Below are 22,895 nucleotides of genomic sequence, written 5' to 3'. Positions count from 1 at the left end.
TTATTACTCAACAGTAATGATACGCATGCAGTTAGTTGAGCCTACAATGTCCATTACATCACCTTGAGTGATAATAACTTGGTCGCCTTTTACTAATAGACCTTTGTCTTTTAGTGCATTGATAGCGGCGTGCGTTGATGGAAGACCAGAACCTGCATCCTCATCAAAGAATACAGGCGTTACTCCACGGTAAAGAGCAGCACGGTTCAGTGTGCTTTCGTTACGTGATAAAGCGAAGATTGGTAGACCTGAGCTTAGACGAGACATCATTAATGGTGTACGACCAGATTCAGTTAACGTGATCATCGCTGTGATGCCTTCCATGTGGTTTGCTGCGTACATGGTAGACATTGCAATGGTTTCTTCTGGTGTAGTAAAACGACGGTCTAAACGGTGGTTAGATACGTTTACTGTTGGCACTTTTTCAGCACCAATACAAACACTTGCCATTGAAGTTACGGTTTCAACAGGGAAATCACCTGCTGCTGTTTCTGCAGAAAGCATTACCGCATCTGAACCATCAAGTACGGCGTTAGCAACGTCCATCACTTCAGCACGAGTTGGCATTGGGCTAGTGATCATTGATTCCATCATTTGTGTAGCGGTAATAACCGTACGGTTAAGGCTACGAGCACGACGGATCAGTTGTTTTTGAACACCAACTAGCTCAGGGTCGCCAATTTCAACACCTAAGTCGCCACGAGCAACCATTACTACGTCAGACGCCATGATGATGTCATCCATTGCTTCTTCTGTTGCTACTGTTTCAGCGCGTTCTACTTTTGCTACTAATTTAGCATCAAGACCAGCTTCACGAGCTAGACGACGAGCGTAGTTCATGTCTTCGCCGTTACGTGGGAAAGAAACGGCTAGGTAATCTACTTTCATCGCAGCAGCAGTGATGATGTCCGCTTTGTCTTTTTCAGTCAATGCATCAGCAGAAAGACCGCCGCCTTGTTTATTGATGCCTTTATTATTTGATAAAGGACCAGCAACTGTTACTTCAGTATGAACCTTGTTACCTTCAACTGACGTTACTTTAAGTTGTACACGACCATCATCAAGAAGCAGCACATCGCCAGTAACAACGTCTTGTGGAAGTTCTTTATAATCTAGACCTACAGAGTCTTGGTTACCTTCACCTTTTGGTAAATCGCTATCTAGTGTGAATTTATCACCAATAGCTAATTGGATTTTACCGTCTTTGAAAGTAGAAACGCGAATTTTTGGACCTTGAAGGTCACCAAGAATAGCAACGTGAGTTCCTAGCTTAGCCGCGATTTCACGTACTTTTTTAGTACGCATAATGTGGTCTTCTGGGCTACCGTGTGAAAAGTTCATACGAACAACGTTTGCACCAGCGATAATGATTTTTTCAAGATTATTATCACGATCAGTTGCAGGGCCAAGAGTACAAACGATTTTTGTTCTACGTAGTCTGTTAGACATATTATCTCCAAGAGGATGTTATTGTATTTGTTTCATTATCAGATAAACATATATCGAGAATGATTACATTTCCATGATTCAAACAAGTAAATTGTAAAAATTTATCACGCAATTGCTAAATACTTATGTGTTTGTATAGAAAGTCGCCAGTTTTTCTTAATGCAAGTTTCAATACACAGTTCAGTAGCGCGTGGCTTCTGGCTAATAGGTTGCAATGCAATCGTTACATCGGATAGTAGATTAACGCCATCCAGTAGCGCTTCTAGTTGTTCAATGTCTTTATTTGTACCAACAGGATGTTTAATTTCATTAGCGCGCATTAACGCTTGTTCTAATACAGGCAATTTACCTTTCATGTTTATTTTAGGTGACACTGTCACCCAAGTGTCATTAGACGTTAAAACAGGGTAGGTTCCACTGGTCTCAATTTGACAGCGATAACCATGTTGCTCTAACTCTACTGTTAGGGGGGTTAAATCATACATACATGGTTCACCACCAGTGATAACCACGTGTTTAGCTGTATATCCTTGCTGTTCTAACATATTTATAATTTGAGCACTTGTTAACTCTGTCCAACTTGGCGTATCTTCTGTTTTAGCCAGAATCGTTGCTAAATCAGTTTTATCACTTAATTCAACGTCCCATGTTTGCTTGGTATCACACCAAGAACACCCCACAGGACAACCTTGTAAACGTAAAAAAATAGAAGGGACTCCAGTAAATGTCCCTTCACCTTGGATAGTTTCAAATAACTCATTAATTTTAAATGATGGCGCTGACATAATTATTTTACTCAAATAAAAAACTATAAATTTTGGTGGATGAAATACGGCTTAAAGTCGCATTTTCAGTAAATATTTCATAAACTTCGTGATTAGGGTCACGTAGGCTAACTCTTAAGCTTCACAATTACTTCGCAAAGTAAAAAAATGATTTATTGTTACATTTTCTCATTGGAGACACCCATGTACGTGGCCCAACCCGGACAGATTGATCACTTAAAACAAGTAAATGCAGGACGGGTTTATAAACTAATTGACCAACGTGGCCCTATCTCTCGCATTGATCTTTCAAAAGAGAGCAATTTAGCTCCTGCAAGTATAACTAAAATTACACGTGAATTGCTTGATGCACACCTTATCAAAGAAACGGAGGTACAAGAAGGAAATAGTAGAGGGCGCCCTGCAATTGGATTAAAAGTAGATAATGATGGGTGGCAATTTCTTTCACTTCGTTTAGGTAGAGGTTACTTAACCATTGCTTTGCACAGCTTAAGCGGTCAGCAAATCATTGAAGAAAAGCAGAACATCAAAGAAAGAGAGCAAGATGAGCTATTAGCCAAGCTATTGACTGAAATTGAATGTTTTTTCCAAAAGCACGCTCGAATTCTAGGAAGAATTACCAGCATTGCGATTTCTTTACCTGGGTTAGTTGTGTCATCTCAAGGGTTAGTGATTCAGATGCCACATTATAATGTGAATAACCTTCCTCTTGGTCCTAAAATTTACGAAGCGACAGGCTTACCTGTTTTTGTTGGTAATGACACAAGAAGTTGGGCTTTAGCTGAAAAGCTCTTTGGTAATTCACAAGAGTTTGATAATTCAATTCTTGTATCCATTCATCACGGTGTTGGTGCCGGTATTATAATGAATGGAGAAGTGCTGCAAGGTCGAACTGGTAATATCGGTGAAATGGGGCACATTCAAATTAACAAACTTGGGTTACGTTGTCACTGTGGTAACTCAGGGTGTTTAGAAACCATTGCCAGCGCAAAAGCCTTACGGGATCAAGTTGAAAATTTAATCAACAGCGGTCACCAGACCTCGCTAAAAAACAAAGTAATCACAATTGAGAATATTTGCTTAGCTGCAAACGCAGGCGATATTTTAGCCAAGCAAGTCATCACAGAGCTTGGACACAGTTTAGGTGAAGCAGTCGCAATTATGGTTAATTTGTTTAATCCTGAAATAGTATTGATTGGAGGCGAAATAAACCTTTCTAAGCACATTTTATATCCAGCGATAATGGATTGTATTCAGAACCAAGTTCTTCCTTTATATGCCAAAGATACGAGATTAGAAGAAAGTCGATTTTACACTCAAGCAACGATGCCCGGAGCTGCACTAGTGAAACAAGCAATGTTTGATGGTTCATTATTAATGAAAGTGATTGAAGGGTAATTTAACACATTATTTATTTTAGATAATACGATAAAAAGCATACAAAAAAGAGCATCCTTAACATGCTCTTTTTCTGTATCAATACTGGCTATAATCGAACAGTTATACCTTTAAAAAAGCAATAAACGTATCAATATCATCTTTTGAAATGTCTTTATGAGTCACAAAACGGATAGGGTTACCCGCAGAGATTAAGATATCTTGTTGTTGAGCTTTTTGTTCAATGTGGTGGATATCAACATTCATGTCTAATTTTGCAAAAACGATATTTGTTTGAATATGTTCAACATTGACAGAAAAACCATCCACTGTATTCAATTGTTCAGCAAGGTATTTTGCATTGCTGTGGTCTATAGCTAACTGAGGAACTTGCTCAGTTAATGCCAATTTACCCGCGGCAGCAAGGATACCCGCTTGGCGCATGCCACCACCTAACATTTTTCTAATGCGGCGTGCTTTCTGGATATACTCTTTAGGGCCTAACAATAAAGAACCAATGGGAGCGGATAGGCCTTTTGATAAACAGATTGTCATGCTATCAAAATGTTGTGCGATCTCTTTAATATCAACATTAAGTGCTGTTGCTGCGTTATAAACACGAGCACCGTCTAAGTGAAGCGCCAAATTATGCTTATTAACAAACTCACGAGCTTGAGCGAGATACGCCAATGGCAACACTTTTCCATTAATTGTATTTTCAAGACTTAACAATTTTGTACGAGCAAAATGAAAATCATCCGCTTTAATAGCGGCCGCTAGTTTCGTAAAACACAACGAACCGTCGGGATTATTCTCAATCGGTTGAGGTTGAATTGAACCCAAAACCGCCGCTCCGCCAGCTTCGTATTTATAGTTATGCGCTTGTTGCCCACATAAATACTCATCACCACGTTCACAATGCGCCATTAGACCGAGTAAATTAGCTTGAGTACCTGAAGAGGTAAACAATGCTGCTTCAAATCCATGACGTTCAGCTGTCCATTGTTCTAATTCATTTACAGTTGGGTCATCACCATAAACATCATCACCAACAAGGGCATTAGCCATAGCATCACGCATAGCTTGAGTTGGGCGAGTTACGGTGTCAGAGCGAAAATCAATCATGCTTCTTCCTTGATTACCATTTATTACTAGAGAGGATTTCTTGCCATTATTCTATATTTCAACAACGCTATAATAGTGTTTATAAATGTAACAATCCATCACTAAAAACACATGTATTTGAATTTAATGTCATAGTCGTTAATTCAATTCAACGGAAATCAACCTCATTTTTACATCCTTACCATGATCAAATAACAACGCTTAAGCATTATTATTAACGAATAAAAAGGTCATAAATTGGGAAATACGACTAATTAGGTAGTTAAAATGATTGTTTATCAAACAATTATGTAAATATGTAACTATAATGACTATTGAAATTACATTATACTCAATATCATATGACATCAGAATTGTAAGGGAATGTAATGCAATGTAACTCAATTAGAACTAGTGCTGAACGTGCATTGTTATCAGAGCGCATCCAAAAATTGACAACAGCCTTGTCTGATGGTGTATATGAAAGAGAAGACACAATGAGGTTATGTCTGCTTGCTGCGCTTTCTGGAGAGAGTGTTTTTTTACTTGGGCCTCCAGGTATCGCAAAAAGCTTAATTGCAAAGCGTCTGATTAAAGCTTTTGATAACAGCAGCTATTTTGAATATTTAATGACACGATTTTCTACCCCAGAAGAAGTCTTCGGACCATTATCGATTCAGGAATTAAAAGACAACGGGAAATACGTGCGTTTGACGGAAGGTTATCTACCTAATGCTCAAGTTGTCTTCTTAGATGAAATTTGGAAAGCTGGGCCTGCGATCTTAAATACCTTATTAACCGTTGTTAATGAAAAAACATTTAAAAATGGCAGTGAAATCCTCCCTGTTCCTATGCGACTACTTATCTCTGCGTCTAATGAACTCCCTGATGAAGACAGTGGATTAGATGCACTATATGATCGAATGTTAGTGCGTGTGTTTGTAAATCGTATTCAAAATAAAAATAATTTTAAGTCCATGTTAATGACAGGGACAATACAAGAAACAGACATTGATCCCTCTTTAGTTGTTACAGATGCTGAATATCATCAATGGCAAAAAGAATTTGATGGATTAACGTTATCTGAAGACGTATTTGAAAAGCTTTTTGAGCTTAAATCAATGCTAGAGAAACATAGCTCCGCTTATGATGATGACCTTTATGTATCTGACCGTCGCTGGAAAAAATCAGTAAAACTCCTTAAAGCATCCGCATTTTTTAGTGGTCGTGATGAAATTAATCCAATGGATCTTTTATTACTACAAGATTGTTTATGGACTACACCTGAAAACCGTGAACAAGTAAGAGACAATATTCGAACATTTGCATCAGAAAAAGCCTTTGATCAAAAAAACGTTTCGTTGAACATTGACATGATCCAAACAGATATAATTGAAATGGAATCGTCAGTATTGGTTGAACAAAGTATTAATTTTCATATCGAAGCCAGCGGTAATCGACTAATGAAAAAAGAAAGCTATGAGTTCGATTTTAATAAAGGCAAAAGATACAGTGTTGGCTCTGCACATCAATTGATTAAACTAGTCATGCTTCAATCAAACATGTCGGTTTCAGAAAGTGAGAAGGGTGATAGTCGTTGGGTGTTTGTAAATCCTGATGATATTGCAAAGCAGATGAAAGAAGGTAAAGCGACGGTTTACGGTTATGTAAATCAAAACCCTAACCTATGCGTTTTAAATTTTGAATTAGATGCTGATTCTAGATTAGTAATCAAAGATATCGCAAATCGATCTGTTCTTGTTGGTATGGTCGGTCATAATAACCCAGAGCAAAACCAATTTGAACAATGGGAAAAAAGCATTGCGCTGAATAACGCAAAGCTAACAGAAGCAGAACATCAATTAAGAAAAAGTCGAACTCAGTTTCATGCTGCACTTCCACATAACTTTATTGAAGAGAATTTACCTTCTGTCATTGAAAGCAGTTTACAATTATTGGCTCAACGTATTGAAGATTGTAAAACTCAATTTGAGAGCACAAGTCGTAGAGTGTTGAATTTTAGAGAATATTACTCTTAATATAATATGTATTATTACTCACAAGGAAATGTATGTTAGGTGCTGACGCGTTAAATTTAGTTATGATGGTTGCCGAGTCAGGGATGATTGACTCCTCAATTGCAGAGGTCTTGTCTCGGCCTCAATTTTTAACGGCTGCTAAGTCAAATCCTAACATTAAACCAACCATTAAAAATCATATTTTGAAATGGCGTGGCAAAGTAAAACACAAAATGACTAAAGTGTGTGAAACGGAACGGATCCAAGAAGAATTAGCTTTATATCAAGAAGTTATTCACTGGAGCGAAAATGAGTTTTACGAGCAGATTGATAGCATCATCATCAAACTAGAATGGCATTCATCATTCTATATTGAAGCCAGTAAATTAGTAAAAAATAACAAAGGCTTGTTTAATCCAATGTTCCCACGTTTTTTTTGTGAGCGTTGGTATGAAAGTCTTTCTGATGCGATAAAAAAAGCACAATTAACCGAATTAAAAGAAGATAAAGAAAAGCTACTTGCCGATTTGTACCAACGTATTGAAACCTTAAAAACAATGGAATCTGTCACGGTAGAAGGCGACGAGGCTCAAATAGGCAAGTTGTGGGATATGGCCTCTGCAAAGTTGACTAAATCTAATGTCGATATTATGAAACTTCACGCTCGTTTTTTAAATAAAAATAAAGGCCTTCAAGACATTGCGTCTAAACTTGGTCGCATGGCAAATGAAGCCCCAGATAATGACCGTTCCCAAGCCATAGCTGAAGAAGTTAAAGTGGTGGAAGAAAAGAGCGATTTTGTTACTGACGATATCGTAGGTATACAAGAAGGGGACGATCTTAGCCGCTTATTACCTAACGAAACCTTATTTTTATCTCATCCCGAACTTGAAGTTATTTTTTATCAGCATCTTGTTGATAAGCGTTTAATGAATTATCGAATGGAAGGGGCAGATAGAAAGCTACGTAAAGTGACAGCACACTCAAGAGCATCTAGCGATACCTTAATCGAAAAGGGGCCATTTGTCGTCTGTGTGGATGCATCCGGCTCTATGAGTGGTTTCCCTGAGCAATGCGCTAAGGCATTAGCTTATGGTTTGATGCAAATAGCATTGGCAGAAGGGCGAGATTGTTATGTTATTCTCTTTTCAACACAACAAATTACTTATGAACTAACAAAGCAAGATGGCCTAAAAGAAGTGGCGGATTTTTTATCGTATACATTTCATGGAGGAACAGATTTAGAGCCTGTACTTGAGCAGTCAATTCAACTAATGCATGGCGATAAATATAAAAATGCAGATTTAGTTGTGTTATCTGATTTTATTGCACCAACACAATCAGAGCACATTGATACGATGGTTCAAGAAGTAAAACAGCATAAGAATCGTTTTCATGCAGTTTGTTTATCTAAATATGGAAATCCAGCATTAATGGCGATGTTTGATCATACATGGTCTTATCATCCATCAATGCTAGGTAGATTAACGCAAATCAGATAGAGCGTTATTCTTCATCTTTCACAAAACGTACTTTACTAAAACCTAATTTAGAGAAGTAGCTGTGACGAAAATCTTTAACAGCACCAGGGTTGTTTGATGCCATTTCTACTTGTTTTAGCATGGTATCAAATTTAGAGATATCAATGCCTTCTGCCGCTGCTGCAGCTTCAAATGGACCGTGAAATTCACGGAACGAAAAAGCAATCTCTTTCGTTTCTGATTTATAAGTATAACGAACAGTACGAGCCATTATTATTCCTCGAAAAAGGATGGTCGAAACCATCCTTATCTTAATTACTTCTTGAAGATTTCAGCCAGTTCACGTCTCATGATTGGATCACGACGCGACTTTTTAATTTGCTTAACAAGATCTTTAACACAATTGTGAAGAACTTGGTCAAGCAGCTGAGAACGGTATTCCGCTTGTGCATCTTCGTCCATATTTTCAGGAAGATCGATAGTTGCGAATTCCGCCATAAAATCATAGCCAGCGTAACTTTGGCTTAAAGAAACTAGTGCATGGAATTGCTCAAAGTTATCTAATACTTGTTGAGCACTCGCTGGCATTTCATCCCAAGATTCACGAACTGCAATCTCAGCTACTTCATGAACAGAAACAAGCATGTGCCACATTTCTTCAGGAACGCTTTCAAACTCAATTACTTTTTTAAGTTCTGGAGAGATAGTTGCTAAATCAATAGCTTCTTTTTGTGTGTTTTCAACTTCAGACATGGGCATTTCTCGTCATATAAAAAATAAATGGTAACCAGACCACAAAAAATGTCAATTCTATTCATAACAGGATAGGAAAATAGCATCCTAATTGTTCTATTTAGAAGCAAAAAGACAAGATAAGACTCACATAAACACGTTTTTAAGTAAAGATATAACCACTAATGTCGATAAAAGAGATAGGAATATTATTACTCGGATTAATCATGTTTAAAGTTTTATCATTATGTACTTCATTAATACTAGTCGGTTGTGCACCAATGGGGAATAATTTATTAGATACTGCACCGAAAACTAAAAATGACACTCCATATCCAACATTTGAAGATCCTATAGATAAGTTATCAGAAAAAAGTGGATTAATTAATGATACCGCGATTAGTCCATTAACTGGACCCAATGGCGAATTGAAAGATGACGTCATGAGAAAAGTGGCTATGCAATTTTCAGAACTGGGTATTAATTATCATGAAATGAATGGGGATCAGCTTGTTATTACAATCCAAGAAAAAGTACATTTCTCAAGTGCCAAAGCTGAATTAACGCCATTAGCTAGAAACCTTCTAAATAAGCTGATCTCAGTAATGGCGACAAAACCTGAATTAGCGTTAGTGCTGGATGGTCATGCTGATGCTTCAGGAAATTCAATAAATAATCAAAATTTATCGGAAATGCGCTCGAGTGAAGTTCGCCGCTATTTATTGGATAATGAGTTAAGTAGAAGCCAGTTGTATTCGCGTGGATTTGGGGAATACCTTCCTTTGTGTGATAACGAAACGATTCTTGGTCGTAAATGCAATCGCCGTGTTGAAATTACGGTATTAAAGATTCATTGGTAACCGACGCAAAGAATTAGAAAAGGGATTGAACGTAATTCTATCCCTTTTCCTATTATTTTATTGAACTGAAACCGGTTGTTCTTGGTACGCTTTAGTTCCCCACAATGGCACTGTAGAAAGACTGTGCTTGAAACTACCCTCTGTCTCTTTTGTCGTGTAAGACAAGTAGAGTAGGGTTTGATTCTCTGCATCATAGATACGCCTAACCTTCATCGACTTGAAGAAGATACTTTTCGACTGCTTAAATACCACTTCACCCGATTTGCTTCTATCGATTTGAGCTATCATATCAGGCGTAATCTCGCCCGTTTGACGGCATGAGATTGAAGAGTCGCTTGGGTCAGAAAAGCTCAAGTTTGCTTCAATTGAAGCGATATGACAGGTGACCCCTGGAATTTTTTCATCATCCAAGTTTGATACTTTTATGTCTTTCATGGTGAACATGCCAAGTGATACGTCACCAACTTCATTATCTGAACAGGCCGCCAGCATTGTCGTGAGACTTAGTGCAAAAATGATTCTTTTCATTAAAGGTTCTCTTATTTTGTACGATATATAAAGAGTGTAGCATAAGCGTTAGTCGATTTGAGCATGGACTTTATGCTAAAAATATAAATGATGTCATTACTTTAGCATAAATCATATAAGGCGATCATCGCGATTAAATCGCAAATTGGTTTCTGAATTAGTTAAAAATGTATTAATATCTATTCTATCAATGCAAGTGTGGAGATATACCTTGAAAAAACAAATGATTACTGTAGCTCTTATGGCTCTTTTATTAAGTGCTTGTAGCTCTCCATCACAGCAAAGAATGTGTGTTCCAGATTTTTGTAATATCTGGGGTCAATGATTTTTAATGCTTGATTTTTATTGTTAGATTCAACGTATCTATTTAATTAAATTAGGCTATAATCAACCAGTTCAAGACATTGTTAGGATTTTAAAATGAAAGTATGTGGCGTAGAGCTTAAAGGTAATGAAGCAATCATCTGTTTAATTAACAAATCAGATGGCATGATTGACCTACCAGATTGTCGTGTTGCTAAATTTGATATTACTGAGCCATCTAAAACGGAATCTATCCGTGATTTTCAGTTTAAATTTAAAAAATTAATGGAAGACTACCAAGTAGATGCCGTTGTTATTAAAGAACGCGTAATGAAAGGTAAATTTGCCGGTGGTGCTGTTGGTTTTAAACTAGAAGCAGCTATTCAGTTGATTGAAACTGTTGAAGTTGAAGTATTACCAGCAATGGATCAAAAAGCGAGCCTTAAGCGCGCACCTGAAATGCTTCGAGTAAAAGAAATTGGCCTTAAAGGTTTTCAGCAAGAAGCGTATGAAACGGGTTTTGCTTTCTTAAACTTATAATTTTCGATTATTTAAGGATGGGCTAACCATCCTTTTTTGTAGGTACTTATGTCTATAGATTTGAACACATTCAACCAAAAAAAATCAGCTTGGTTATCAAGTCAGGTTAATGTCGACTTTCCAACACCGGAAAGCGTAAAAGGCCGAGATATCTACCTAAATCAAGAAGTTAGAGTTCCTGAAGAATACAACTATGTTTCTTCTACGCTAGCCGATAATGTATCAATCTTACAGGTTACAGAACATCGATTAACCATTCGATGGGCAATGACCGTCGCAAAACAGTGGAATGCCGAGTACGATCATGTCCTTGAATTTCTAACTCAGATTGACTTGTGTGATGATTATCAATTATTCATTGCTCTTGATGGTATGCAACCGATTGGTGCTTGTTTAACTCAAATATCAGAAAACGTAATGTTTGTTTCTGACGTTTCCATAACAAGTCATGCGTTAGATATTAATGAATTTTTAAGTGTAGTGATGGAACAACAGACGGCCTTAACGGGGGAAACTTTTATCTCCTGTACCCGAACGTAAGCTTATTTTTATTTGAACGAGCTAAGTTTATGCGCCATTTTCTCTTATTATTCGGGGTTTCTCTTTCTTTAATCTCACAAGTCGTTTTTGCACAACTTATTGAGACAGAGAAACCTATTAATATTCTTGTATTACACTCCTATAGCCCTTCCTATGAATGGACGATGAACATAGAGCAAGGGATTAAAAATACAATAAAAAAATCAGATAAAAGCATTCGCCTATCTATTGAATATATGGATTCAAAACGAGTTAATGGAAGTGAGTACCACGAAAAGCTCCAAACCTACCTACAATATAAATACGCAGACAAATACTTTGATGCCATCATTGCCTCTGATGACAATGCGATTAACTTTTTAATTCAAAATGCAGACCATTTATATCCAGATATTCCAATCGTTGCTATCGGTATTAATAATCATTTTATTGATTTAGGTACTTTAAAAAAACGAACGACCATCTATTATGAATATGACCATATAACTAAAAATTTAGAACTGGCTCAATCATTATTCCCTAACACTAAAACGATTTATTTATTGAGTGACAATAGCTTAACCTCTCAATTAATCAGACACCATTTCTTAGCTAAAGCAAAACAGTATCCAAATTTAACGACTCAAATCATTAATAATGAATCACTTGTTGAGGCTGCTGACTTTCTTTCCAAAGCCCCAAAAGACTCGGTAGCATTTCTAACGCACTATAATACCGAGTTAAATAAAAACAAATACTATGACTACGAAGTTGTTGCTTCAGTCTTATCAAAGAATAGTTCGATCCCTATTTTTGTATTTTGGGAGCATTACATTGGACACGGGATCTTAGGTGGGTATGTCAATCGCTCGTATTCATTAGGCGTTCAATCCATTATTTCTCTCAGTAATGAATTGAAATTTACCATAACAGAAAATAAATCGGACATAGCATCTGCTTGGGAAGGCTATTTATTTGACGCGAGTATGATAGACAGATTTAACTTAAAAAAGAAAAACCTTCCTTATGCCTCTAGTATTGTTAATGAGCCTTCTTCTTATCTATATAAGAATAGAAATATAATTACGGTTATTACTTTGTTAGTAACCATGATGCTTGGGATCATTATTACTCAATATGTAGCTATATTACGTAAGAAGGAATTAAATGAAAACAAATCTCACATATTAGCATTACAAAATAAAACGCTAACCGTTCAAAAAGAAATGATTGAAGTTCTTGGAGAAGCGATTGAAACCCGTTCAGGTGAAACAGGGAATCATGTTCGCCGAGTAGCTAAAATGTCAAAATTACTAGGTCGTATTTATGGATTACCTAAATTAGATTACGAGCTATTAGAAGTGATTAGTCCAATGCATGATGTAGGTAAGATTGGCATTCCAGAAGCAATATTAGACAAACCAGATCAATTAACTCAAGAAGAAAGAACCATTATTGAAACTCATACCATACTGGGTTATAAATTATTAACCTCTGGCGATGGTGAGATTATGCAATCTGCTGCGAGAATTGCACTAGAGCACCATGAGCGATGGGATGGAAAAGGGTACCCAAATAAACTAACAGCAGAGGAAATTCATATTTTTGCTCGCATAACAGCGATTACTGATGTCTTCGATGCGTTAATGAGTAAACGTTGCTATAAAGAAGCTTGGTCTTTGGATGAGGTAATAATGCTTTTTGAAAAAGAATGTGGCAAACAATTTGACCCTAACTTATGCAAATTATTTTTACATAACATACCAAGATTTGTTGCTATCAGAACTGAGTATCCTGATTGACATCGTTGAAAAGCAGCTATTTTTTCATAAAAACATGATATTTATTTAGTATTCATATTGGTAATAAATTCAATAAAAATTCATTTTGTTAGAAAATCCTCGGGGGTAATACAAATGAATTTGACTATATATGCATATTTTTAAATAGAACACGTAGTAGCTTTTATTATATTACCGTTCTATATGGGATCTAACCAAAGGACACTACCATGTTTAAATCGATTCTTTCCATTACCATTGTAAGTGCACTTTTAATACTAGGACTGTTGTGGCAACACTCATCATCGCAGCTTAATTATTTAAAGCGCGATATGGTATGGAGCTGGTCTTGGGCATACTATGAACCGTTTTCTAACGGCATTCAGACATCAAGAACTAACGACACAAAACAACTCATCTTCAGGCGTGTTGATACGATAAATAAGATATCTACTTATGTTGATGTTACCTACACAAACACATTTGAAATTATTGTCATCCATGAACAATATTGCCAACCAAAAGCCATCATTCCAACCACAGTCCAATTAAATGATTTACCCGAACAAAGTGCTAATTTTGTGTGTGAAGATAATGGAAAATCTTACCTGTTAAGAGAAGTAGTAAAACACCTCTCAACATTTAAACTACAGACATTAGATTTTAATCTATCAGAAGATTTCTCTAATTGGCCAATTGAAGAATTAAAAAAAGATCAATTCATTCAGAAGCACTCAAACTTCTTTAAGGATAAAGGGGACGATACTGTATATGAATGGAGCAGGGACTGAGATAGTCATTTAGATATTAGGTATAAAAAAAGACGCATATTAGCGTCTTTTTGTTTATCTAGTTACTAAGTAACGAATTACTTTTTACGACAGAATTCAGCGATTACATACATAGATTGACCGCCGTTCGCTTTACCTGAAACTAGGCGAGGGTCGTCGCCAAGGTTAATGCCACGGATAACAGTACCTTGTTTGATAACTTGGTTAGTACCTTTAACTGGAAGGTCTTTAGTAACCGTTACGTCGTCACCTTTTTTAAGTTCAACGCCATTGATGTCACGTGGTTTTTCACCATCAGAAAGAAGTGCTTTTTCAGCCCATTCTTTAACATCTTCTTCAACATACATCATGTCTAGAGCATCTTGAGCCCATGATTCTGTTAGTTTACTTAAAAGAACATAAGACATAACTTGAACAGTAGGAACTTGGCTCCACATACTGTCGTTTAGACAACGCCAGTGATTTACATCCATAGTTGCTGGATCTTCAATTTGTGAAGTACAAGTATCACAAATCATTACACAGTTATCTACATTGATATCTGTCATTGGCGGCACAGCAAATGGTGCAAGTGAAGAAGTTGAACCACATAGTTCACATTTAGAATCGCAACGAGTTAATAGCGTTTTTGCAGTGCTCATAATAATGCCTGTTTATTTAATTGTGTTTATATTATGCCAAGTTTATACCATAAGAAGAAGGAATGCGGTGAGAATACTGTAATTTTTCTTCTTAATCGGGGGTTTGGTATCACAAGCGTAAACATAGGTTTTCAAAGAGGTAAAACATAATCGTAAATGGCGTTAAAATTATCGGCTATTCACAAATAATCTAACGCAGAGTAAATCTAATAAATTCAGTTTTTTAAAGAAAATTTGTCTAAATTCGCGCATACAACCTAAAATTAAAGCGGATCTAGCGTTCTATTTTAGCCTTTTTATCTGATTAAACTTGAATGACTTCAATTAACCAGTACTATGCAGCAGCCAAGAATGATGACTGACATCATTAATGACAGTTTCGTTCCCATTATCCAATAGAGGTCATCGTCGTTAAATGGTAAGACATCAACATCAGTTGCAAAGTAGCTATGAGGAACAAGGGTATTTTGTTATTAGAAATTATTTTACGGCATCTGAAATTTCATCTCTTAGAGAAATAATATTAAAGTTTCATGAGCTATGGAAAAAAGACAACGCAGAATTTTATCAAGAAGAAGCATTTAACTCGTCTTTAATTACTGGCAGCCAATACTTAGGCTTCAACGATAGAGTGACACTGTTTAACTTCATTAGCTCAAAGAAAATAATGAATGCTGTAGAGCTAGTTATTCCTACGAATCCTGTTTTCATGAATACTCAATTATTCTTTAATCCAGTAAAGCCTCAACAAAGAGATTTCTGGCACCGAGATTGTCAGTACGATCATGACGTTGAAATACAAAAAAAAGTAATCCACGATACGCAAGTCGTGCATCTTCGAGTTCCTTTATTTGATGAACTCGGCATGGAGTTAATCCCTGGGACACATAAGCGTTGGGACACTGCAGAAGAATTTGATATTAGACAAGAAGAGAATGGACATGAAAGCCATGAAGACATATCAGGCGGAAAAAAGATCCCACTTGCTGCTGGTGATTTATTGGTTTTCTCAGCGGATATGATACATCGTGGTTTGTATGGATTAGACCGATTAGCATTAGATATTTTAACCTTTGATTCAGCCGCAGATTTTGTTGACTACATAGATGACGATTGTTTACCAGAGCCATTAATACTAAACAATATAGATGACCCTAGATTATTTATAAATGCCATAGAATTAAAATCAAAATACGCTTTGTATGAAAGCGATTGCGGATCAGAAAAAATAAACGAGTATGTTTATGATAATACTGCGATTGAAGCTGTAACTCTGTAATATGAAATCAACAATAAAGATTGAGCCTGCTTAAATGTGGGCTTTTTTATACCAGAAGTCCCCCTTGAGTTAACTAATCTTGTAGTGCGCATTATATATCTTATGTTAAATATGGTTCAGTAGAACTATAATCTATATCTAAACCTACACCCTATCTATTTATGCAGTTAACCTGCTCTCATTTAACCATAATCCTATTTACCATAAAATAGCTAATAATCATTCAATAATACTTCGTATTCATCGTTTGATTATTAGCGTTCATTTTAACGCTTTAAGATTAACCGCCAGCAAGTTTAACGGTATGACCTTGCTTAGTTAAAAAGTCTTTAATTTTTTCGCGGTTATCGCCTTGGATCTCAATATCGCCATCCTTTACAGCGCCGCCACAACCACACACTTTTTTAAGTTGTGCTGCCAGTAATTTAAGTTGTGTATCTTCCATATCAAGGCCAGTGATGATACAAACACCTTTACCTTTACGACCTTTGGTTTCTCGTTGGATGCGAACAATACCGTCACCTTTAGGACGTTCTTGTTTTACTTCTTCTTGTTTAATACGGCCGACATCCGTTGAATATACTAAAGACATAATTAATCTCGTTTTTTAATGATATGTGATTGTAAATTATTTTTCGTTTTTATCCAAAAACCTTTTTATTGCAGGTAATGAACCTTTTGCTAACTTACCGTGATATAAACAATACCAACTCTTAGCTTCACCAGTGTCATTTTTAATAGCAAAGCCTTTATAACCTTCAGATTGGCTTTTACTTTTTTGATCATTAACGGCTGTTTCGCCCATATCACCAAATTCTTTGGGCTGAATAATAGAGCCGGTGTCGCTCCACCAATCTATGCTTTTCTTTACTGCACTTAAATGTCCATGTAACACTTTGTTTTTTATTAATACTTTCCAATCATCAGGAATATCTGTTTTATTTTCAATAAAGAATCCTCTGTATAATGATTTCTTCATACTAATTACTCTTTTAATGTCCTGATTGATAATCACTAGGTTCAATTATTTCATTCTTTTATACTAGATAAAAACTTAGATTTCGTGATCTTATGTCAATTTTAATAGTATGGTATAGTCAACACAGTATAATTAAAGGTTATGGTGCATCAGGATGGATAAAAAAAGATTCCTTTCAACGGAACTTGATATTGCGACATTAAACACTCATTTAAAAAAGGACTATTCCAATAATAGTCTACTTTCATTTAAGAATGACTGGAATAATTTTGTTTTATTTTGTCAGTTTCATCATGTTGTTGCTCTTCCTGCCTCAACGACGGCTATTCGTATTTTTATAGAGAAGCAAGCTAAAGAAAAAAAACTGTCTTCTATTAAGCGTTCACTTATATCCATATCTCATATACATGCTGCATTTGATTTGAAGGACCCAACTAAAACAGCTCAGGTAAAAGTCGCTTTGGGTAAAATCCGTTTAGATAAAAAAGATGACAATAAACAGACTGAAGGTATTACGGCGATGATGCTTGATAAGTTAGAAACTTTGTTTTCTCACTCGGTTGAATTGAAGGATATTCGTGATTTATGTATTTGGCATTTAATGTTTGAGTTACTTCTAAAACGTGGAGAACTCCGAGATTTACAATTGGATGATGTATGTTTCGATGAATCTAACCATGGGATGGTAAAATTGCAACAATGCTATTACCCACTCTCAGATGGTACAAACCACCTTCTGACGAATTGGATCAACGCATCGAAAATAACAGATGGGTATTTATTTAGAGCGATTGATCGCCACCAGAATGTATCAAATAAGCATTTGAACGATTCATCCATCTATCGTGTTTTCCGCCGTGCGAATGAATTGTTGGATCTAGATATTCAATTTTCAGGATTATCAGCCCGTGTAGGAGCGACGAAAGAACTCGCAAAAAGTGGTTATTCTATCCATGAAATCCAAGAAATGGGCCGTTGGGTAAGTCCAGCGATGCCTAACCAATACATAGGTAATATCGAACGTTCTGAGCGACAAAAATCTCGATTTAAAACAAATAAGCCTGATTAATATCAGGCTTATTTATCATTTAACACTCACATTGTTCTTATTTTATCGCGTTTAATATCGCTTTTTGTAAGAACATTTTGAAGTCACCACCATTATGTTCTAATAATTTAGGGAACATAGAAATTGGGGTCATTCCTGGGAATGTATTCACTTCATTTAAATATATCTCGTTGTCTTCTGTTAAGAAGAAATCAATACGAGATAAATCTTTCAGCTTCATTTGAGTAAATACTCTTTGGCTGTATGTATTGATCAGCATTAACTGCTCATCTGATAAATTAGTCGCCGTTAAACTTGTTGTTGAATGGCTACCACTGCCATATTTTTCATCATAAGAATAAAAGGCACCATCTGGGGCGGTTACTTCACCCGGAGGCGTTGTAAACAATTGCCCATCAATCTCATAAGCAGCAACTTCTAACTCTCTTGGTTTTACTGCTTTTTCAACAAGAACCTGAGCTGAATATCCAAAAGCATCATTAATTGCTTGTGATAACTCATCTTCCAACGTTACCTTGTAACAACCAACAGACGAACCTTGGCAAGCGGCTTTAACAAATAACCCACCCCATTTCTTAAATGCAGCTAATGCAGAGGTATGAGTCTCTTCATTATTTTCAGTTAAGAATAAATAAGGAGTATTTGGTATACCAATTGCGTCATACCAAAGCTTTGATGTGATTTTGTTAAAACTATTTGTGCTTGATTCAGCGTCACAACCTAGATACGGAATACCAAACATATCAAGCATTGATTGAATGTCACCCGTTTCTCCTGGATACCCATGAATACAAGGGATAACATAATCTACAAGCCCTAAATTATCTTCACCACAAAGTAATGATTTATCAGAGCGTAGTTCATATTTCAGACCTGATTCAATATGAAACCAAGCACCTTCTTTTATCTCAAGATGTGTGATTTGGAAGTCATTTAATTCAGAAAGCTGTTGAGAAATGTATTTTGAAGAAACCAAAGAAACTTCATGTTCAGTACCGCTACCGCCACAAAGTAAAAGGATATGAGTCATAATATTCACTATAAAAAACAATCGGTGAGCTTAGAAGCGCACCGATTAAATATTAATTTAATTTATGTAATTCAGGATTATCTGAATTTTTAATACTATTGATACTACGAACAAACGGCTTATACGCTTGAATGTCTGCTGGTAGTTGCTTAACGGCTTCTCGAGCCTCTGCAGGTGTTGCAAAATCGCCGTATAATATAGTATACCAAGGCATATTATTTACTGTTTTACGGTTCAACCAAACTGGTTGTTCGCCAGTAAGTTTTTCTGCATATTTTGTAAGATCCGTTTTTCGGCTCAATGCTAAAATCTGCAATGTGTACCCATAACGATTATGCATCTCTTTTTGTTGTTGAGTTGGTGGTAATATTTTGATTGCAGCATCAGATTCAGCAACAGCGGCTGTATCTTCTGGAGTGAGTTTAACAACTGGCTTTTCAGCGTCAGCTTGCTCTACTGCAGCAACCTCAGTTTCTTCAAAAGTAACCTCTTCTTGCTCAATAGGTTGAGATACTTGATAAACTTCTTCTGAAGATTCTGTTGTGATATTTGTGGTATACGAACTACTTGTACACCCTGCTAGTAGCATGGTTAACGTAATAGGAATGATTCTTTTCATTTTAATTCACAGTTTATAATTGATGCTGATTTCCTAATTCTGCACCTGATATTCCTTACAATCAAGTCTTTAGCCTTGTAACTGTTCAATTACTCCAGAATTTATATGTAAATAGCAATAAATTAGGTGTTTCTGTGCGCTGTGTTTTGTTTATATTACTCTATGACACTAAATTATTTAATCTCAGCTATCTTATTCTTATATAAGGATTAAGGGAGTGTGTAATGTCTGATTTAAAAACACTGTTACGGCCCCGCTCAATTGCGGTAATTGGCGCGTCAATTCATTCTGATCGAGCTGGTCATATTGTCATGCGAAATCTTCTTGATGGTGAGTTTGATGGACCTATTATGCCGGTACATCCGCATTATCATTCGGTTTGCGGGATCTTAGCTTATAATGATATTAAATCGCTGCCTATTACGCCTGATTTTGCGATCTTATGCACCCCAGCTAAAGAGAATATAAAGATACTAGAGCAATTGGGTGAAAAAGGAGTCAAACTTGTTATTATCCTATCATCTGATATGAATCTGCATTGTAATGGCATTGGCGAACCTTTACCTTATGAAGCTGCACGAATCGCAACTCAATATAATATGCGTATTCTTGGCCCTAACAGTCTTGGGATTATTTTGCCTTGGGTCAATCTTAACGCTTCTTTTTCTCCTATTAACGCAAATAAAGGAAATATTGCTTTTATTTCTCAGTCTGCTGCAGTTTGTACCACTATTCTCGATTGGGCTAAAGAGAAAGAGATTGGATTTTCTGCGTTCGTGTCTCTAGGTGATGGCATTGATATTGATTTTAGTGAACTGCTTGATATCTTATGCTCCGATTCTAAAACAGACGCCATTTTACTTTATATTGATTCAATAAAGGATGCCCGACGCTTTATGTCTGCGGCACGAGCAGCGGCACGAAATCGACGTATTCTTGTCGTAAAAAGTGGTCGTTCTATAGCAGGAAGTAAAGCTGCACAACTGCATACCAATGGTGAAATTAGTCTAGATGCTGTTTATGATTCAGCCATCAGACGTGCTGGTATGTTAAGAGTATCTAATACTCATGAATTATTTGCCGCAGTAGAAACCCTTGCGCACCCTATTCCTTTTCGTGGACATCGTTTAGCCATCATAACAAATGGTGGCGGACCTGCTATTATGGCCGTTGATAGCTTAATGCAACAAGGTGGGAAATTAGCGCAATTAACAGAGCCACTAGTTGAAACACTTAATCAAAAATTACCACTAAATTGGTCACATTCTAATCCTATTGATATTGGGGGCGACGCTAATGAAGAAAGGTACTGTGAATCTGTTAATGCTCTTTTAAATAGTGATGATTGCGATGCTATTTTAATCATGCACAGTCCGTCTGCTATTTCTAATGCGACGAATACGGCTGTAAAACTTATTGAGTTAATTAAAAGCCACAAACGAAAATCAAAATTCACAATCTTAACTAATTGGTCTGGTGAAACATCATCTAAAGAAGCAAGATTACGCTTTACTCAAGCGGGAATTCCCACGTATCGAACGCCTGAAAGCTCGGTTTCGGCTTTTCTTCACTTGGTTGAATATCACCGTAACCAAAAATTATTAATTGAAACTCCAGTATCCTCTGGCCATATAAATAAACATGATGCTCAAATGGCCCGGAAATGGTTAGATGATTGTGTATCACATGATCTCGTCGAATTAGATACCCATGAAACACAAGCCCTTTATTCATGCTATGGATTTAAAACTGTAGATACTTGGATAACTGAAGAACCAGTAGAAACTGGATATATATCAGAAAGCATTGGTTACCCTGTCGCTGTAAAGCTTCGCTCTCCAGATATTCCACATAAATCTGATGTCCAAGGTGTGATGCTAAATTTAAATACTAAAGAGGAAGTTATCTTAGCGGCACAATCCATTATTGACCGAGTCTCTCTAAGTTACCCAGCGGCAAGAATTTCAGGCCTTAGTGTACAAAAAATGGCTCAGCGAGCAGGATCTCAAGAATTAAGAATTAAAGTGTGTCAAGATCCCGTCTTTGGCCCTGTGATCTTATTGGGTGAGGGTGGATCTGAGTGGGATCTAAACAATAACGCTGCTGTCGCTTTACCGCCACTTAATATGGCGTTAGCCGAGAACTTGATAAAGTACGCAATTAAAGAAAATATCATTCAAAATAGAAACACACCGACTAAAATGAGCTTATTTGATTTAAGTGCTTTTCTTGTGCGCCTGTCTCAAATGATACTTGATTGCCCTGAAATTGTTGAGCTCGATATTCATCCGCTGCTGATTTCTGGTATGGATCTCACTATTATTGATTCATCAATGAAGGTACAGCATTTTACGGGGGATATACATAAACGTTTGGCTATTCGACCTTATCCTAATGAACTAGAAGAGTTTTCACAATTAAAAGATAACAGCTCGGTGTTGCTTCGCCCTATTCTTCCTGAAGATGAACCCAAGCACGCTGATTTCATTTCTCAAGTTTCACATGAAGATTTATATAAACGTTTTTTTTCTGATGTTGGCGAGTTTAACCATGAAGCCTTAGCCAATTTCACGCAAATTGACTATGATCGAGAAATGGCTTTTGTTGCAACAAAACAAATAGAAGGTGAAGAAGCAATATTAGCGGTTGCTCGTGCACTGTCTGATCCTAACAACAACAATACAGAATTTGCAGTTTTAGTTAGATCAGATCTAAAAGGATTAGGCTTAGGAAAGATCCTTATGGATAAAATCATTCGTTATTGTCGGGGACAAGGCATAAAAGTAATGACAGGTATGACTATGCCATCTAATCAAGGAATGGTTGGATTGGCTCGACATTTTGGATTTAACATCGATATTCAAATGGCTGATGGTGTTGTTGAAATGCATCTTATCTTAAATGATTAACGCTTACTAAAATAAAAAACCAAGATAAACAGTGTTTATCTTGGTTTTTATATAGATATAAAGTGTTTTAAAAAGGGTTATCTATATTATTTAGCTTGTTC

The 22,895-nt window shown here is 36.5% G+C and carries 22 protein-coding genes; 11 read left to right on the top strand and 11 right to left on the bottom strand.

Translation table 11 applies throughout. The annotated features are described in order from the left end of the window. Positions 1-3: 3 nt before the first annotated feature. Complete coding sequence (gene pyk / locus A6E06_RS06000; RefSeq protein ID WP_065593089.1) at positions 4-1,449, bottom strand: pyruvate kinase; 1,446 nt, start codon at positions 1,447-1,449, stop codon at positions 4-6. Between the two features lie 104 nt (positions 1,450-1,553). Next, positions 1,554-2,234, bottom strand: a complete 681-nt coding sequence (gene queE / locus A6E06_RS05995) for a 7-carboxy-7-deazaguanine synthase QueE (protein ID WP_065593090.1) — start codon at positions 2,232-2,234, stop codon at positions 1,554-1,556. Between the two features lie 183 nt (positions 2,235-2,417). On the opposite strand from queE, the gene A6E06_RS05990 reads away from it, so the two are divergent. Next, complete coding sequence (locus A6E06_RS05990; protein WP_065593091.1) at positions 2,418-3,632, top strand: ROK family protein; 1,215 nt, start codon at positions 2,418-2,420, stop codon at positions 3,630-3,632. 102 nt (positions 3,633-3,734) lie between these two features. On the opposite strand, the gene ltaE is transcribed toward A6E06_RS05990, so the two are convergent. Then, positions 3,735-4,733: a low-specificity L-threonine aldolase gene (gene ltaE, locus A6E06_RS05985; protein WP_065593214.1), complete on the bottom strand. Its 999-nt coding sequence runs from the start codon at positions 4,731-4,733 to the stop codon at positions 3,735-3,737. Between the two features lie 371 nt (positions 4,734-5,104). Here ltaE and A6E06_RS05980 point away from each other — a divergent pair, with 371 nt between their 5' ends. After that, positions 5,105-6,754, top strand: a complete 1,650-nt coding sequence (locus A6E06_RS05980) for an ATPase RavA domain-containing protein (protein ID WP_065593092.1) — start codon at positions 5,105-5,107, stop codon at positions 6,752-6,754. 32 nt (positions 6,755-6,786) lie between these two features. Beyond that, complete coding sequence (viaA, locus tag A6E06_RS05975; protein ID WP_065593093.1) at positions 6,787-8,235, top strand: ATPase RavA stimulator ViaA; 1,449 nt, start codon at positions 6,787-6,789, stop codon at positions 8,233-8,235. A gap of 4 nt (positions 8,236-8,239) precedes the next feature. On the opposite strand, the gene A6E06_RS05970 is transcribed toward viaA, so the two are convergent. Further along, a complete protein-coding gene (locus A6E06_RS05970; protein WP_065593094.1) occupies positions 8,240-8,485 on the bottom strand; it encodes a DUF2960 domain-containing protein in 246 nt (81 codons plus the stop codon). Between the two features lie 44 nt (positions 8,486-8,529). Continuing rightward, positions 8,530-8,967, bottom strand: coding sequence for a DUF3069 domain-containing protein (locus A6E06_RS05965; RefSeq protein ID WP_065593095.1), 438 nt, complete (start codon positions 8,965-8,967; stop codon positions 8,530-8,532). A 206-nt stretch (positions 8,968-9,173) separates the two neighbouring features. Between A6E06_RS05965 and A6E06_RS05960 the strand changes: the two genes are divergently transcribed. Continuing rightward, positions 9,174-9,806 carry an OmpA family protein gene (locus A6E06_RS05960; protein WP_065593096.1) on the top strand — a complete coding sequence of 211 codons (633 nt, stop codon included), beginning with the start codon at positions 9,174-9,176 and terminating at the stop codon, positions 9,804-9,806. Between the two features lie 57 nt (positions 9,807-9,863). Here the strand turns inward: A6E06_RS05960 and A6E06_RS05955 are convergent, their stop codons facing one another. Beyond that, complete coding sequence (locus A6E06_RS05955; protein ID WP_065593097.1) at positions 9,864-10,334, bottom strand: CreA family protein; 471 nt, start codon at positions 10,332-10,334, stop codon at positions 9,864-9,866. A gap of 420 nt (positions 10,335-10,754) precedes the next feature. On the opposite strand from A6E06_RS05955, the gene A6E06_RS05950 reads away from it, so the two are divergent. The 4 genes from A6E06_RS05950 (at position 10,755) to A6E06_RS05935 (ending at position 14,268) form a co-directional block, all read left to right on the top strand. After that, complete coding sequence (locus A6E06_RS05950) at positions 10,755-11,177, top strand: DUF3010 family protein (protein ID WP_065593098.1); 423 nt, start codon at positions 10,755-10,757, stop codon at positions 11,175-11,177. Between the two features lie 48 nt (positions 11,178-11,225). Beyond that, on the top strand, positions 11,226-11,717 hold the full coding sequence (locus A6E06_RS05945; RefSeq protein ID WP_141676898.1) for a hypothetical protein: 492 nt from the start codon (positions 11,226-11,228) through the stop codon (positions 11,715-11,717). 29 nt (positions 11,718-11,746) lie between these two features. Continuing rightward, the gene (locus tag A6E06_RS05940; RefSeq protein ID WP_065593099.1) at positions 11,747-13,498 is read left to right on the top strand and encodes an HD domain-containing phosphohydrolase; all 1,752 of its coding nucleotides are present in this window, start codon (positions 11,747-11,749) and stop codon (positions 13,496-13,498) included. 209 nt (positions 13,499-13,707) lie between these two features. Then, complete coding sequence (locus tag A6E06_RS05935; RefSeq protein ID WP_065593100.1) at positions 13,708-14,268, top strand: hypothetical protein; 561 nt, start codon at positions 13,708-13,710, stop codon at positions 14,266-14,268. Between the two features lie 77 nt (positions 14,269-14,345). Here the strand turns inward: A6E06_RS05935 and A6E06_RS05930 are convergent, their stop codons facing one another. Continuing rightward, positions 14,346-14,909, bottom strand: a complete 564-nt coding sequence (locus tag A6E06_RS05930) for a PhnA domain-containing protein (protein ID WP_065593101.1) — start codon at positions 14,907-14,909, stop codon at positions 14,346-14,348. 415 nt (positions 14,910-15,324) lie between these two features. Between A6E06_RS05930 and A6E06_RS05925 the strand changes: the two genes are divergently transcribed. Then, a complete protein-coding gene (locus A6E06_RS05925) occupies positions 15,325-16,188 on the top strand; it encodes a phytanoyl-CoA dioxygenase family protein (RefSeq protein WP_083190286.1) in 864 nt (287 codons plus the stop codon). A gap of 280 nt (positions 16,189-16,468) precedes the next feature. On the opposite strand, the gene yciH is transcribed toward A6E06_RS05925, so the two are convergent. Next, the gene (yciH, locus tag A6E06_RS05920) at positions 16,469-16,780 is read right to left on the bottom strand and encodes a stress response translation initiation inhibitor YciH (protein ID WP_065593102.1); all 312 of its coding nucleotides are present in this window, start codon (positions 16,778-16,780) and stop codon (positions 16,469-16,471) included. A 36-nt stretch (positions 16,781-16,816) separates the two neighbouring features. After that, entirely contained in the window at positions 16,817-17,167 is a 351-nt protein-coding gene (locus A6E06_RS05915) for a DUF3319 domain-containing protein (RefSeq protein ID WP_065593103.1), read from the bottom strand. Positions 17,168-17,321: 154 nt separating this feature from the next. Here A6E06_RS05915 and A6E06_RS05910 point away from each other — a divergent pair, with 154 nt between their 5' ends. Beyond that, positions 17,322-18,236 carry a tyrosine-type recombinase/integrase gene (locus A6E06_RS05910; RefSeq protein WP_065593104.1) on the top strand — a complete coding sequence of 305 codons (915 nt, stop codon included), beginning with the start codon at positions 17,322-17,324 and terminating at the stop codon, positions 18,234-18,236. A 37-nt stretch (positions 18,237-18,273) separates the two neighbouring features. Here A6E06_RS05910 and A6E06_RS05905 read toward each other — a convergent pair whose 3' ends face one another. Both A6E06_RS05905 and A6E06_RS05900 read right to left on the bottom strand, forming a co-directional pair. Continuing rightward, positions 18,274-19,266: a D-alanine--D-alanine ligase gene (locus A6E06_RS05905; protein WP_065593105.1), complete on the bottom strand. Its 993-nt coding sequence runs from the start codon at positions 19,264-19,266 to the stop codon at positions 18,274-18,276. Positions 19,267-19,318: 52 nt separating this feature from the next. Further along, positions 19,319-19,885, bottom strand: a complete 567-nt coding sequence (locus tag A6E06_RS05900) for an SPOR domain-containing protein (RefSeq protein WP_065593106.1) — start codon at positions 19,883-19,885, stop codon at positions 19,319-19,321. A 224-nt stretch (positions 19,886-20,109) separates the two neighbouring features. Here A6E06_RS05900 and A6E06_RS05895 point away from each other — a divergent pair, with 224 nt between their 5' ends. Then, a complete protein-coding gene (locus tag A6E06_RS05895; protein ID WP_065593107.1) occupies positions 20,110-22,794 on the top strand; it encodes a bifunctional acetate--CoA ligase family protein/GNAT family N-acetyltransferase in 2,685 nt (894 codons plus the stop codon). Positions 22,795-22,895: the final 101 nt, after the last annotated feature.

The sequence above is a fragment of the Aliivibrio sp. 1S175 genome, from assembly GCF_001690985.1.
In the GTDB taxonomy this organism is placed as follows: Bacteria; Pseudomonadota; Gammaproteobacteria; order Enterobacterales; family Vibrionaceae; genus Aliivibrio.
The sequence above is the reverse complement of the archived record's forward strand: the minus strand, read 5'-3'. Positions and strand labels throughout refer to the sequence as shown.